This window comes from Saccharophagus sp. K07, from assembly GCF_014336955.1.
Classification (GTDB): Bacteria; Pseudomonadota; Gammaproteobacteria; order Pseudomonadales; family Cellvibrionaceae; genus UBA5868.
In genome coordinates, this window is sequence record NZ_QRAI01000006.1 from 1 (window position 1) to 13457 (window position 13457).

At 51.0% G+C, this 13457-nt stretch carries 12 protein-coding genes; 3 read left to right on the forward strand and 9 right to left on the reverse strand.

Features of this window, described 5'->3' with window-relative positions; translation table 11 throughout:
* Positions 1-174 precede the first annotated feature (174 nt).
* The 5 genes from DWB84_RS16135 to DWB84_RS16155 all read right to left on the reverse strand — a co-directional run bounded on the left by DWB84_RS16135 (position 175) and on the right by DWB84_RS16155 (position 5809).
* Entirely contained in the window at positions 175-1266 is a 1092-nt protein-coding gene (locus DWB84_RS16135; RefSeq protein WP_187410849.1) for an ABC transporter ATP-binding protein, read from the reverse strand.
* A gap of 3 nt (positions 1267-1269) precedes the next feature.
* A complete protein-coding gene (argF, locus tag DWB84_RS16140) occupies positions 1270-2187 on the reverse strand; it encodes an ornithine carbamoyltransferase (RefSeq protein ID WP_187410850.1) in 918 nt (305 codons plus the stop codon).
* A 10-nt stretch (positions 2188-2197) separates the two neighbouring features.
* Positions 2198-3352 (reverse strand): acetylornithine transaminase, encoded by a 1155-nt coding sequence (locus tag DWB84_RS16145; RefSeq protein WP_222868230.1) that lies wholly within the window; start codon positions 3350-3352, stop codon positions 2198-2200.
* Positions 3353-3480: 128 nt separating this feature from the next.
* Positions 3481-4062 (reverse strand): lytic transglycosylase domain-containing protein, encoded by a 582-nt coding sequence (locus DWB84_RS16150; RefSeq protein WP_370589738.1) that lies wholly within the window; start codon positions 4060-4062, stop codon positions 3481-3483.
* Between the two features lie 13 nt (positions 4063-4075).
* Complete coding sequence (locus DWB84_RS16155; protein ID WP_187410851.1) at positions 4076-5809, reverse strand: proline--tRNA ligase; 1734 nt, start codon at positions 5807-5809, stop codon at positions 4076-4078.
* A 111-nt stretch (positions 5810-5920) separates the two neighbouring features.
* Here DWB84_RS16155 and DWB84_RS16160 point away from each other — a divergent pair, with 111 nt between their 5' ends.
* A complete protein-coding gene (locus DWB84_RS16160; protein WP_187410852.1) occupies positions 5921-6352 on the forward strand; it encodes an HIT domain-containing protein in 432 nt (143 codons plus the stop codon).
* Between the two features lie 64 nt (positions 6353-6416).
* Here the strand turns inward: DWB84_RS16160 and DWB84_RS16165 are convergent, their stop codons facing one another.
* Together DWB84_RS16165 and DWB84_RS16170 are read right to left on the reverse strand one after the other, a co-directional pair.
* Entirely contained in the window at positions 6417-6842 is a 426-nt protein-coding gene (locus DWB84_RS16165) for an HU family DNA-binding protein (RefSeq protein WP_187410853.1), read from the reverse strand.
* A gap of 118 nt (positions 6843-6960) precedes the next feature.
* Positions 6961-7905 (reverse strand): IS5 family transposase, encoded by a 945-nt coding sequence (locus DWB84_RS16170; RefSeq protein ID WP_187408337.1) that lies wholly within the window; start codon positions 7903-7905, stop codon positions 6961-6963.
* 535 nt (positions 7906-8440) lie between these two features.
* On the opposite strand from DWB84_RS16170, the gene DWB84_RS16175 reads away from it, so the two are divergent.
* A complete protein-coding gene (locus tag DWB84_RS16175) occupies positions 8441-8752 on the forward strand; it encodes an FmdB family zinc ribbon protein (protein WP_187410854.1) in 312 nt (103 codons plus the stop codon).
* A gap of 23 nt (positions 8753-8775) precedes the next feature.
* Complete coding sequence (gene aspS / locus DWB84_RS16180; RefSeq protein ID WP_187410855.1) at positions 8776-10557, forward strand: aspartate--tRNA ligase; 1782 nt, start codon at positions 8776-8778, stop codon at positions 10555-10557.
* Between the two features lie 44 nt (positions 10558-10601).
* On the opposite strand, the gene DWB84_RS16185 is transcribed toward aspS, so the two are convergent.
* Positions 10602-11117 carry an O-acetyl-ADP-ribose deacetylase gene (locus DWB84_RS16185; protein ID WP_187410856.1) on the reverse strand — a complete coding sequence of 172 codons (516 nt, stop codon included), beginning with the start codon at positions 11115-11117 and terminating at the stop codon, positions 10602-10604.
* 9 nt (positions 11118-11126) lie between these two features.
* On the reverse strand, positions 11127-13430 hold the full coding sequence (gene pbpC / locus DWB84_RS16190) for a penicillin-binding protein 1C (protein WP_187410857.1): 2304 nt from the start codon (positions 13428-13430) through the stop codon (positions 11127-11129).
* Positions 13431-13457 lie beyond the last annotated feature (27 nt).

The window sequence follows — 13457 nt, forward strand, 5'->3', positions numbered from 1 at the left end:
GGGTGATAGCAAAAGTCATTGTCTTCAACATGGCTAATTCTCCCGAACGCCTTTTCTTTAATGATAATCGTTATCATTCATTAGAAAAGTATATTGTTCATATCGAGACAATAGCCTAGGCCTATTTGGTGGGCTGCGATTAATAAGCTCAGCTAGATAGGGATGATAGAGGGCTCAGGAGAGAGCTGTTTCAGCTGGTGCCGAATTGGATTCGCGGGTAAATACGATTAGATGATCTGCTTCCACGCTGATATTGATTGTCTGGCCAATCTCGAAGTTGTGATGACTGGGGAGAGCGGCTTCGATATAGGAGCCAGTGGGAAGCTGTAGGGTATAAAGGGTTGAGGTGCCGACGAACAGCTTGCGATGGATAGTCGCTTGGTAGGGGCTTGCGGGGTTTTCTACCACATCGTCGGGGCGCAGCAGCACTTCAACAGCGGTGTTGGGAACCCACGGATAATCTTTGTGGCTTTGCAGTGTCCCGAGTTCTGTTTCAACCGTTCTGCTGCTGCGTAAAAATCCTGGAAGAAAGACTCCCTGGCCAATAAAGTCCGCTACATAACGGCTTTGGGGCTGGTGGTACAGGTTAAAAGGAACATCCCATTGTTCCAGTTTTCCTTTATGTAAAACTCCGATTTTGTCTGCGAAAGCAAAGGCCTCTTCTTGATCGTGAGTCACGATAATTGCGCCTATGCCACGCTTTTTCAGAATTTCTCTGACTTCCATGGCGAGGCCGCGGCGAAGTTCAGTATCAAGGCTAGATAAAGGCTCATCGAGCAGCAAAAGATCTGGAGATGGCGCCAACGCTCGTGCTAAGGCAACACGCTGTTGTTGGCCGCCCGATAACTCGTGCGGATAGCGATTCGCAAAACCAACGAGCTTCACAAGCTCAAGCAATTCTTCGCAAACAAGCTCTTTGGCTTTTGCGGAAAGCTTATGAAGACCAAAAGTAATATTTTGCGCGACGGTTAGATGAGGAAAAAGCGCATAGTCTTGAAACACCATGCCGATTTTGCGCTTTTCTGGAGCCAGATGGTGCGTGTCGGAACTCAGAAGTTTTCCGCATAGGGTAATAGAGCCTGCGCTGATCGGATGAAAACCAGCAATGGATCTTAATACCGTGGTTTTACCGCAACCGCTCGACCCTAATAAGCAACCGATTTCTCCTTGCTCCAGGACAAAACTGAGATTGTCGACAACCGGTGGAATATCTTCATTGGTGTCGTATCTGCAGATAATGTTCTGCACCTGGAGAAGGTGAGTCATGAATTAACGAGCTGCCTCTTCCGCTAGGAAAAGCATCAGTGCTTTTTGCGCGTGTAAACGATTTTCTGCCTCATCCCAAACGATGGAATATTTTTCATCTTCCAACAATTCAGCGCTGACTTCTTCGCCTCTGTGAGCAGGCAGACAGTGCATAAATACTGCGTCGGATTTTGCCAGGCTCATCAACTCGTGATTAACCTGGTATTGGGCAAATTTTTCTGCGCGAGCTTTTTGCTCTTCTTCTTGGCCCATGCTTGCCCATACATCTGTAACCAACCAGTCCGCGTCGCGCGCAGCGTCGCGCGGGTCGCGAACGATAGTAACTCGCTGGCGATTTTGTTCTACCAATTTCGCGTCGGGTTCATAGCCCTCAGGGCAGGCAATAACCAGTTGGAAATCAAATTGTGCTGCAGCGTTAATGTAGGACTGACACATGTTGTTGCCATCGCCAATCCACGCCACGGTTTTGCCTTTTGGACTGCCGCGATGTTCTACATAGGTTTGAACGTCAGCGAGTAACTGACATGGGTGAAAACTATCGGTCAGCGCATTAATGACAGGAACGGAAGAATAGCGAGCAAAGCGTTCGATTTTTTCATGTTCGAACGTGCGGATCATGATCATATCGACCATGCGCGACAGAACTCTCGCAGAATCTTCGATAGGTTCGCCACGACCCAACTGGGTATCTTTCGGAGACAGAAAAAGCGCAGCTCCTCCGAGTTGCGTCATGCCAGCTTCAAAAGAAACTCGAGTGCGGGTTGATGATTTTTCGAAAATCATCCCCAGCACTTTATTTTTCAGCGGTTCGATAACTTCACCAGCGCGCCAGGACTTTTTTAGGGCTATGGCTCTTTCAATAATGCTATTGAGTTCTGCGCTTGAAAGGTCCCGCAGGGTCAAAAAATGTCTTAGTGCCATAACTACTCCTCTAGCGGTTTTTGATCAGTTCTACCACTTTCTGCACAATCTCGTCGGCTTGGTCGTCACTGATGATGAGTGGTGGAAGCAAGCGAATCGTATTGCCCGCAGTTACATTAATCAAAATGCCTAGCTGTTTGGCTTTTTCCACCAACTCTGGGCAATCTTGATTGAGCTGAATGCCGATCATCAAACCCATTCCGCGCACGGTGACAACGCTGGGATTGCCTGCCAATGCTTCGGTGAAGTTTTTCAGCATGCGTTCGCCTAACTGCGCAGCGCGAGCAGTCAAATTTTCATTTTGGATCGTGTTAATGACTGATAAGGCTGCGGCGCAAGCTAGTGGATTGCCACCAAAGGTGGAACCGTGATTGCCCGGCTGGAACAAGGTCGAAGCGACGCCGCGCGCGAGGCACGCACCAATTGGAACACCGTTACCAAGTCCTTTAGCTGTGGTCACTATGTCTGGAAGAATGCCGGAATGTTGATAGGCGAAGTATTTTCCTGTGCGTCCATTGCCGGTTTGAATTTCGTCGAGAATTAATAACCAGCCGCGCTCATCACACAATTTGCGTAATTCTGGAAGATAAGTAGAAGAGGGAACTCGCACGCCGCCTTCGCCTTGTACCGGCTCCACCATAACGGCAACTGTGTTTGGTGTTGCTGCAGCTTTTATGGCTTCAATATCGTCGTAGGGAACGTGTACAAATCCGGAGACCAGCGGCGCAAAACCGACTTTGACTTTTTTATTGCCGGTCGCAGTCAAGGTTGCCATGGTGCGGCCATGAAAACTGTTTTCAGTGACTATGACTTCTGGCATCTCTATGCCTTTTTCGTGGCCGAACTTGCGCGCAAGTTTGATGGCTGCTTCGTTGGCTTCCGCGCCGGAATTGGAGAAAAAGACGTTATCCATGCCGGATACTTCAACCAGCGCTTTGCCGGCTGCGATTTGCGGCTCGATGTTGTATAGATTGGAAACGTGCAGCAGTTTGCTGGCTTGCTCTGTAATAGCCTTGGTGACAGCAGGGTGGGCGTGCCCCAAACCGCAAACGGCGATTCCCGCTAAAGCATCCAGATAGCGTTTGCCTTCAGAATCCCACACATAGGGACCCTCCCCTTTGACGAGAGTGGTGGTTCTGTTGCCATAGGTGTTCATTAGAGTCATATCCAAGTCCAGCAGCTACTGAAAAGACAGAGGCCCAAAATAAAACAGGCAGCTTTTGCTGCCTGAATGAGCGGACATTTTATAAGCAAAAGACCGCCTTGTAAAACTGCAATAAAACCGCAGAAAACTTAACGTTTCCAGTGCTTTTCCCAGGCAGTTAAGACCTTTTCCGGATACCAGTACTTGCCATAACTGCCGTTGTAACGGGCGAGACCTTCGGCCCAGCGGCCTTTTTCTTTGTCGATATAGTATTTGAGGATCGTACAGCCGTAACGAAGGTTGGTTTCAAGGTCGATGAGATTGTCTTGCTCTCGGCCGATCTCCTTTTTCCAAAATGGCATCACCTGCATCATGCCTTGAGCTCCGACGCGGGATACTGCATAAGGATCAAAGGCGCTTTCGATTTGGATAACCGCCAGAACCAGATCTGCGGGCAGGCCGACGCGGGTGGCTTCTCTATGAACCAGACGGAGAATGCGGAAGCGTTCATCAGGATCCTTGATGAACCTTTGTAATGAGGCTGATTTGGACAGCAGCCAGACTTCCGCATCAAAGCGATCCTGAAAACTTTCGGCCTGCTCAATCGAGTTTTTGAGCGCCAAGCGCATGACGTCGTCCACCTCATACTGAGGCGCCATAGCGCTGACCGGTTTCGTCAGCGTTGTGCTGAGAAACAGGGCCAGTATCAAACCAGAAACTTTCGATCTCACGAAACTCTTTAACTCACGCCTTACGAGCGATCTTCTCAGCCAAGAAGTTATCCAGCTCTGCCAGAGGGACATTGGTGCTTTCGCTATCCCTTCGGCCTTTGTACTCAACAGTACCGCCTTCTATGCCGCGGTCGCCGACAACCAAACGATGTGGAATACCGATCAGCTCCACATCCGCCAACATAACCCCAAGACGCGCCTTGGGTTCATCCAGGAATAGCACATCGTAGCCACTCTGGCTGAGATGTCGGTATAACTCTTCGCATTTTTGTGCAACGGCTTCCGATTTGTGCATGTTGATCGGCACTAGAGCGATCTGGAAGGGGGCAATGGCTTCCGGCCAGATAATGCCCTGCTCATCGTGGTTTTGCTCGATAGCTGCCGCCACCACGCGGGAGACGCCGATACCGTAGCAGCCCATGATCATGGTTTGCTCACGACCTGTGTCGTCCAATACCTTCGCCTTCATGGCGCTGGAGTACTTATCGCCCAACTGAAAGATGTGACCCACTTCAATACCGCGTTTGATTTCCACAACGCCTTTGCCGTCTGGGCTTGGATCGCCGCGCTCAATATTGCGGATGTCGACCACCTCAGTGTACTGAGCGTCGCGCTGCCAGTTGACATTTACGCTATGGAAGCCCGTTTCGTTGGCGCCGCACACAAAGTTCACCGCCACCGCCGCTGAGCGATCGACATAAACCGGAATTTGCAAGCCGATGGGGCCCAAGGAACCTGGCTCTACGCCGAGTTCTTTTTCAATGCGGCTGTCGGGTGCGAATGTCAGCGGGTTGGCAACGCCGGGCAGTTTGCCGGCTTTTACTTTGTTCAAGGTGTGATCGCCGCGAATCACTAAAGCGATCAGCGGCTGATGGCCTTTTTCGTCTGGAGTGCCCAGGACGATCAGTGTTTTCAAAATGCTGGTCGCAGGAACTTGCAAAAAGCTGGCGACTTCTTCAATGGTTTTTTGTCCGGGAGTCGCAACTTTCTGCAGTTCTTTGGGGGATTCATTGCTGACTTGCGTAGGTGCAAGTGCTTCGGCCATTTCAATATTGGCGGCGTAATCACTGGCAGTGCTAAAGACGATATCGTCTTCGCCGCTGTCGGCGAGCACGTGGAATTCATGTGAGCCGGTTCCACCGATGGAGCCGGTATCCGCCAAGACGGCGCGGAAATCCAAGCCTATGCGGTTAAAAATGTTGCAGTAGGTTTGATGCATAACGGCGTAGGTTTCCAGCAGTGACTCGCGCGTCAGATGGAACGAATAGGCATCTTTCATGATGAATTCGCGGGCGCGCATGACGCCGAAACGCGGCCTGACTTCATCGCGGAATTTGGTTTGAATCTGATAGAAATTGGCTGGCAGCTGCTTGTAGCTGGAGATTTCGTTACGAATCAGGTCGGTGATAACTTCTTCGTGCGTAGGGCCAAGGCAGTATGGCGTATCATGTCGGTCATTAAAACGAGTAAGTTCGGGGCCGAACTGGTCCCAGCGACCGGATTCCACCCACAGTTCTGCAGGTTGAACAACCGGCATTAACACTTCTAATGCGCCGGATTTGTTCATTTCTTCCCGGACGATTTGTTCTACTTTGCGCAGTACTCGCAGGCCGAGAGGGAGCCAGGAATAAAGGCCGGATGCGGATTTGCGGATCATTCCCGCCCGCAACATCAGTTGGTGGCTGACAACAACCGCGTCGGCTGGCGTTTCTTTCTGAGTGGCGAGGAGAAATTGAGTAGCGCGCATAGTGGTCTCTGTCTTGAAGTTCGGGAAAAATGACGAGGCGCTATTCTAGTAGCAACCGGTTTGGCTGTCTTTAGCACTGATTTGTCTTTTATCCAGCAAAGGGGGTACGACATGTTCGAATTGCATCCGCAATTAAAGCAAGACACGTTTCTCGTCGGCTATCTGGACCTGAGTGTTGTTTTATTACATAAGGACAGCCAGTTTCCTTGGGTCATTCTGGTTCCGCAGCGAGACGAGGTCACAGAGATTCATCATTTGGAGCTGGCAGACAGGCAACAATTGATGGTTGAGTCTTGCCGCGTTGCGGAGGTGATGGTGGATCTGTTTTCGCCTCACAAAATGAATATTGCGGCGATAGGCAATCTGGTTCCGCAATTACATTTGCATCACGTGGCTCGTTTTACGAGTGATGCGACTTGGCCTCAGCCTGTTTGGGGGAGGGTTGCGCCAGTGCCCTATACAGAAGAAGTATTAAAGGAACGATTGAAGCGCTTGCGTCACGCGCTGGCGGGAGAGGGGTTTAGAGCAGATTTGTCTGAATAAGAGGCAAGAACGACAAAGCCGGATTAAATCCGGCTTTGTCGTCGAGAAAAGTTTGATGTAAGACTTACGCCACCATCTCTTTCAGTTTTTTCAGCGGACGAACTTTTACCTGAATGCTCGCTGGCTTAGCTGCGAAAGTGGTCTCTTCTCCAGTGAATGGATTGATACCTTTGCGAGCTTTACGAGCTGGTTTTTTCACAGTGACAACTTTCAGCAGGCCAGGCAGAACGAATTCACCAGGACCTTTTTTGCTGATGTGAGCTTCGATCAGGTTGTTCAACTCATCCAATACCGCAGTAACTTGCTTGCGGCTCAGTTCGGTTTGAGAGGAGATGTGGTTGAGGATGTCGGATTTGGAAAAACGCTCTTTAACGGACAGGCTAGATTTCTTAGCTGCTTTTGGAGCTTCCGCTTTTTTGGCGGGCGCTTTTGCAGAAGATTTTTTAGCGGTGGCTTTAGGGAAGCTCTGATTAAGTTCAAATTTTTTCACTCATATTTTTTGAATAATTCTCAATTTCATTCATGGCGGAAAAGGCATGATTTTTCCCGTTTTTCCTACTTGTTTTGCCTTAAATCTGGCCAATTGCCAGATTTAAGGCGCACTGACCCTAGGTCAGCAAGAATTTCTTGCAGGTAAGCAGGTTTGCAAAACCCGCTAAAACATAAAGCCGGTTGGTATTTTTGGCGAGTCCCCGGTAACGCACTTTGGCATAGCCAAACTGCTGTTTGATCTTTAAAAATACGTGCTCTACTTTCGCTCGCACTTGGGCCTTGGCTTTTTCTGCCCGTGCGGCAATTCCTCTTAATGTTTTGCGAACACCGGGACGCTGACTAATTAGCCAATCCACTTCCACATCTTTTAGCTCGGGTCTTTTTTCTGCGCCGCGATATCCCGCGTCGCCCCAAACGGTACCCTCTTCGCCGTGCAGCAGTTCCGACAATTGCGTTATATCGTGCTCATTGGCAGACGTGGTAGTTAGCGTATGAACAACACCCAAAGTATCATCCACGCCAACATGCATTTTCATCCCAAAATGCCATTCGTTGCCTTTCTTGGTTTGATGCATTTCGGGATCACGCTCACCATTTTCATTTTTGGTCGAGGTGGGCGCTTCGATAATAGTGGCATCAACAATACTACCTTCTTTCAGTATTAATCCCTGTTTGTCGAGATGGCGGTTCACTTCTTTAAAAAGGGCTTCGCCTAAATTGTAGCGCTCTAACAAATGGCGGAATTTCAAAATAGTGGTTTCGTCCGGTATGGAACCGCTCAAGCTCAAGCCTGCGAATCTGCGCATGGATTCGATCTCGTACAGTGAATCCTCCATAGCTGGGTCGCTGAGATTGTAAAACAGCTGCATGCAGTGAACTCGCAGCATGACATTTAACGGGTAGGGATGGCGCCCTTGGCCATTTTTGGGGTAATGCCGCTGGATCTTGCGCTCCAATTGCTTCCAGGGAATCAGCGTATCCATTTGTTCGAGAAACTTTTCCCGCCGGGTTTTGCGCTTCTTTGCGTTATATTCGGCTTCGGCAAAAGTGAGCTGATTCATAATCGATTACCCTAAGAGTTGAGCTGTGCTAATTATGCCAAATTTTTGGACTTAACCAGAGGCTCCTTAGATGCGGCCATTGAATAAACCTCGTGGTTATGGTTGTAGTCAATTATGTTGAAGTTGTTGCCGATTCAGCATTCGGTTATCGCAGAAACGCCCTTTTCGTTAGGCACTGGTCGTTTTGGGTACTGCTCAACCAGGGGTTTTATAACCACCTAACGCGTGCGACTCATAATATATAGTGTATTCACCCTCCAGCGGCAATATTCGATATAAAAAAACCCGTATTTTTTAGCTCTTTTGTGCTTAGAGATTCCCGGCAGGGGGTATTTCCCCTTATGCGAACCCCTCGGGGTGTTTTTCGTACAGGGGCGTCATGTATAATGCAGCGCTTTTTTGGCGGACACCGATGGTTTGGCGCTTGCCGTTGAATTCCAGCAATTTGTTCCCATCTAGCAGTTCCGGACGAGCCTGTGGCGCAGGCTCTCGGTGAGCCCCGCTGGGGCTATTTGATTTTGGTGGAGACTGTTGCATGCCAATCTACGAATACCATTGCCAATCCTGTCAGCACGAATTCGAAATCCTTCAGAAGATCAGCGATGCTCCTCTGACGGATTGTCCCGAGTGCCACGAGCCGAGTCTTAAAAAGAAAATTTCCGCCGCTGGTTTCCGGCTTTCCGGTAGTGGCTGGTATGAGACTGATTTTAAAAAGTCTGGTCATAAGAAGAATCTGGCCGGCGATGGCGGAACCAGCGATAGCGGTAGCAAGGGCGAAGCGAAAGCGGACAGCACAAAAACAGGCGGAAAAAGCGCAGGCAGTAAGTCGGCGACTTCTTCCGATTAAATGACTACAAACGGGTAAAAACTATGCGCACTGATTATTGCGGACTTCTCAGCTCCGCCGACATCGATAAAGAAGTCACTCTTTGTGGCTGGGCCGATCGCCGTCGCGATCACGGTGGTGTGATCTTTATCGATTTGCGCGATCGAGAAGGTGTGGTCCAAGTTGTTTTTGACCCAGACAGCCAGGACTTTTCGCTGGCTGACAAAGTGCGCAGCGAATATGTATTGCAGGTGCGCGGCCGTGTACGTGCTCGTGCACCGGGAACCGTAAACCCCAACATGGCGACTGGCGAAATAGAGGTTTACGGTTTGGGTCTGACCATTCTGAACACCGCTGAAACACCTCCGTTTCCTTTGGATTCCTACGCTAACGTCGGCGAAGAGGTGCGGTTGAAATACCGCTATCTCGACCTGCGTCGTCAGGATATGCAGCGCAATCTCCGTTTCCGTTCTCAGGTGACGACTTTTATCCGCAACTTTATGGCGGAGAATGGTTTCATCGACGTGGAAACGCCGATTCTGACTCGTGCGACTCCAGAAGGTGCGCGCGATTATCTGGTGCCTTCTCGTACGCACGAAGGTCACTTTTTTGCTCTGCCGCAATCACCACAGTTGTTCAAGCAGTTGCTGATGGTGGCAGGTTTCGATCGTTATTATCAGATCGCCAAGTGTTTCCGCGACGAAGATTTGCGCGCTGATCGTCAGCCTGAATTTACGCAGATCGATATCGAAACCTCTTTTATGAGTGAAAAGGAAATCATGGCGGTTACGGAAAAAATGGTCCGCCAATTGTTCAAGACTATGCTGAATGTCGACCTGGGTGACTTCCCCACCATGCCGTTCAGCGAGGCCATGGAAAAATACGGTTCAGACAAACCCGATTTGCGCATTCCTTTGCAACTCGTGGAAGTAAAAGATTTGATGCAGGATGTGGAATTCAAGGTGTTTTCTGCGCCCGCTAAAGATCCGAAAGGCCGCGTAGCTGCGTTGAAAGTACCGGGCGGTGGCGAGACTTTGACTCGTAAACAGATTGACGACTACACCAAGTTTGTCGGCATCTATGGCGCGAAAGGTTTGGCCTATATCAAGGTCAACGATCGCAATGACCTCGAGGAAGGTTTGCAGTCGCCCATCGTGAAATTCCTGCCGGTGGAAGTGCGTAAGTCTCTGTTGGATCGCCTCGACGCTCAAAATGGCGACCTGATTTTCTTCGGTGCGGATTCAGCAAAAGTAGTTTCCGAAGCCTTGGGCGCACTGCGTTGCAAGCTCGGCGCGGATCTGAATTTGTACACCCGTCAGTGGGCGCCTTTGTGGGTGGTGGATTTCCCCATGTTTGAAGAAGCGGAAGACGGCAGTTTGGCAGCGTTGCACCACCCGTTTACTTCGCCTTCATGCACTCCGGAAGAGCTGGAAGCCAATCCGGCTGCAGCCTTGTCCCGCGCTTATGACATGGTGTTGAACGGTACTGAATTGGGCGGTGGTTCTGTGCGTATTCACGACCAGTCCATGCAGCAAACCGTGTTTAAAATCCTCGGCATTACGCCGGAGCAGCAGCGCGAAAAATTCGGCTTCCTGTTGGATGCTTTGAAATTCGGCGCACCGCCGCACGGTGGTCTGGCGTTCGGTTTGGACCGTCTCATCATGTTGATGACAGGATCCAGCTCGATCCGCGATGTGATCGCGTTCCCGAAAACACAAACCGCGGCGTGCGTCATGACCGATGCGCCCGGCACAGTGGATTTCACACAGCTGCGCGATTTGCATATCCGTCTGCATGTGAAAGAAGAGAAAAAGCCAAACGCGTGATGCGCGATGCAGAACGAAAAAAATCCCGCTTCGGCGGGATTTTTTTATAACGCGTGGCGAGCGAGAACTTTGTTATAGAGCGCCGCCATCTCGGCGCTGAAACAACAAAAAATCACTTCGTCAAAACCACCTTCTTCCGCAAGGGATTTGCATACCGTGTCTACCGCAATGTGCGCCGCAGGCTCCAAGGGAAATCCGTAAACACCGCAACTGATCGCAGGGAAAGCAATGCTGCGTAGCTTGTGTGCTCGCGCAAGCGCAAGGCTGTTGCGGTAACAATCTTGCAACAATTCTGCTTCGGAATTGTTGCCTCCTTGCCAGACTGGCCCGACGGTGTGGATCACATAACGTGCGGGCAATTTATAGCCCTTAGTGATTTTGGCCTCGCCTGTTAAGCATCCGCCGAGGGTACGACACTCTTTCAGCAGATCGGGACCGGCCGCACGATGGATGGCGCCGTCGACACCACCGCCACCCAATAGCGAATTATTTGCTGCGTTGACGATTGCATCGACATCCAGTGTGGTGATGTCGGCCTGAATCGCGCGGATTTGGGTCATATGTGTCTCCTATTCCACAGTAATATCGAGCTTATCCAAATTGCCCGCATCGTCCACTACTAGAATTTGGTGGTTGCCAGGCTCGGAGAGTTCCACCGTTTGTGTTGGCGGAGATGTGTGGAGATAACGGCCATCCATATACCAGTGATAGCGCCCGTCGCCACCGCTCGCAACCAAGGGAATCACCGGAGCCGATGCAGAACTGCCGGCGCGTCGATAAATCGTGTTATGCGCGGTATGTTCGATTTTTACGGGAATTGCATTGGTTATGCCGCAGCCTTCTGCAAACGGTGGCACTTGGTTACGGCGGCGTTGGGAAGAGGACAACCAGGGTTCTACCGCCAACGGCCAAAGCGCAACGGATTTGGCTTCGTAGGAATTGCTTAAACAGTGACTCAAAACGCGGCGTTTGCTCGCTGCGTCCTGCAAAAAAGTGAGCGGATTAGATTGCAGTGGTATTTGCCGATCCGGAAGCGTCGGCGGAATGGTGCCGTTGATGGTCCAGGCTTGCAGGCGGCGATGGCAAAGATCGTCAGATTGATGGTCTGCGCTGGTGCCGAGCGGCCAGCAAATGGTGTGTTGTTCTACTCCTTCCGGTCGGGTGATACGCATTGGCGCGCCAAGATAAGTGGCGATGGTATGCAGCAGAGGGCCAGCGGTATCGCGCCCGGTGTTGCCAAAAATTGCGGAATTATCCGGTTTGCCGACCCACACGCCGACGGTGTAGCGGCTGTCCATGCCGATCGCCCAGGCGTCGCGCATTCCATAACTTGTTCCGGTTTTCCAGGCGAAGGCGGGGCGGGTTGCCATAGCGGATACCTGGCGCAAGGAGGAGGGGGCGGGAACGCCACTCAAAATGTCGTAAACGATCCACGCTGCTTCTGGTGAAAGCAAAAAGGTTTCGGCCGTCGGTGGCTGATCGGCAAGCATGCGCAGCGGGCGGGTTTTGCCATTATTGCTAAAGGCTCCGTATGCAGCGACCAGACTTTCCAGATTGGTACCTGCGCCGCCGAGAATAATGGAAAGGTTGGCTTTATTTCCCGGAATACGCAGATACAAGCCGGCATTCGCCAAGCGGTCAACAAAGGGAGTGGGACCGTAGCGGTCGAGGAGATCAACCGCTGGGACGTTGAGCGACCGTTGCAAGGCCTCGGTTGCACTGACAGGTCCTGCAAATGCGCCGGAGAAGTTCGTAGGGCGATATTCGTCCCATTGTAAAGGCGCATCCACCAATAATGACTGGGAATGAATAAGCCCTTCGTCGAGGGCGAAACCGTAGAGAAATGGTTTGAGCGTTGAACCGGGAGAGCGCCGCGCGCGCACCATATCCACATGGCCGAAACGCGCTAAATTGCCGTAATCCGCAGCGCCGAGATATGCACGCACTTCCGCCGTTGCGTTATCGACCACCAAAACGGCAGCCGACATATGTTCCGGCAGTGTCGAAATTGAATGGCGAACGTAATCTTCCAGTGCGTCTTGTAAATTGAGATCAATGGTTGTGCGCACAACCCGTGCCGGATTATTGCGAATAACACGTTCCGCCAATAATGCAGCGCGCGGCGAAATTCTTTTATTCATTGCGTAGACCGGTTCGAGCTTCGCATCTTCCACAACATCAGTGGGCCAGATGTGAAAACTCGCCATGCGGTCGAGCACTTTATTGCGGGCTTGTTGTGCAAGCTCTGGTGCAAGATCGGGGCGGTAACGAGTAGGCGATTGCGGCAGTACTGCGAGAAGTGCTGCTTCTGCATGGGTGAGTTCGCTTGCGGGCTTGCCCAAATAAGTAAAACTCGCTGCCTGTACGCCTTCAATAGTGCCACCGAAAGGCGCGATATTGCAGTAAAGCGTAAGAATGTCTTTTTTATCGAGATGCCATTCCAATTGCAGCGCGCGAAACATTTGCCGCAATTTCCCTGAGATCGTACGGTCGTGCGGATGCAGCAAGCGCGCGACCTGCATAGTGATGGTGGAGCCACCGGAAACGGTGCGGTCGTAGCGCCAGTTGCTCGCAGCTGCGCGAAGCAGCGCTATGGGATCAATACCGAAGTGATACCAGAAGCGGCGATCTTCGTAGGCCAATAAAGCTTCGAGGTATAGCGGCGAAATTTCATCGAGTGAGACTTCATAACGCCACACGCCTTTTTCATCCGGAAATGCTCGGAGCGGACGACCCTCCCGGTCGACTACCACGAGCGCAAATAAATGATCCTGATGGGGAAGATGCAGTGGAAATACAAAATCCAGAATAAAGAACAGCAGAAATGGCGCTATCAAAAGCGCGAGCCAATTGCTTAAGTTTTTCCACCGCATTTATGCACATCTCAAGACCAATGGATC

Bases quoted from the DNA above. Each gene is read 5' to 3' on its own strand.
- argF (WP_187410850.1), bottom strand. From the start codon at position 2,187: ATGGCACTAAGACATTTTTTGACCCTGCGGGACCTTTCAAGCGCAGAA.
- DWB84_RS16160 (WP_187410852.1), top strand. From the start codon at position 5,921: ATGTTCGAATTGCATCCGCAATTAAAGCAAGACACGTTTCTCGTCGGC.
- DWB84_RS16145 (WP_222868230.1), bottom strand. From the start codon at position 3,352: ATGACTCTAATGAACACCTATGGCAACAGAACCACCACTCTCGTCAAA.
- DWB84_RS16170 (WP_187408337.1), bottom strand. From the start codon at position 7,905: ATGAATCAGCTCACTTTTGCCGAAGCCGAATATAACGCAAAGAAGCGC.
- DWB84_RS16155 (WP_187410851.1), bottom strand. From the start codon at position 5,809: ATGCGCGCTACTCAATTTCTCCTCGCCACTCAGAAAGAAACGCCAGCC.
- DWB84_RS16175 (WP_187410854.1), top strand. From the start codon at position 8,441: ATGCCAATCTACGAATACCATTGCCAATCCTGTCAGCACGAATTCGAA.
- pbpC (WP_187410857.1), bottom strand. From the start codon at position 13,430: ATGCGGTGGAAAAACTTAAGCAATTGGCTCGCGCTTTTGATAGCGCCA.
- DWB84_RS16135 (WP_187410849.1), bottom strand. From the start codon at position 1,266: ATGACTCACCTTCTCCAGGTGCAGAACATTATCTGCAGATACGACACC.
- DWB84_RS16185 (WP_187410856.1), bottom strand. From the start codon at position 11,117: ATGACCCAAATCCGCGCGATTCAGGCCGACATCACCACACTGGATGTC.
- aspS (WP_187410855.1), top strand. From the start codon at position 8,776: ATGCGCACTGATTATTGCGGACTTCTCAGCTCCGCCGACATCGATAAA.